The sequence below is a fragment of the Kitasatospora griseola genome, from assembly GCF_014648555.1.
Lineage (GTDB): Bacteria > Actinomycetota > Actinomycetes > Streptomycetales > Streptomycetaceae > Kitasatospora > Kitasatospora griseola.
This window is the reverse complement of the sequence record NZ_BMRI01000103.1, coordinates 1-203: the sequence shown is the minus strand read 5'-3', so window position 1 is coordinate 203 and position 203 is coordinate 1. Positions and strand designations below refer to the sequence as shown.

1 protein-coding gene is annotated in these 203 nt (G+C 70.4%); it reads left to right on the top strand.

Annotated elements, in window-relative coordinates; translation table 11 throughout:
* Positions 1-203: hypothetical protein (locus IEZ12_RS37295; protein ID WP_189278877.1), on the top strand; the 203-nt coding region annotated here is incomplete at both ends.

Below are 203 nucleotides of genomic sequence, written 5' to 3'. Positions count from 1 at the left end.
GTGCCAGAACGACCGGCCGTGCGAGACGGGCGACCCGCTCCACGCCGACTTCAACGCCCACCACACCGCCCGGCAGGACCGCCGCCACCACCGCCCGACCCCGAAGGAGAACGCCATGACCAGCATCGAAGCCACCACCGACGAGACCCCCCGCTCCACCGACATCGTGTGCATCTGCGAGGGCGTCATCCGTTCCGTGCTGC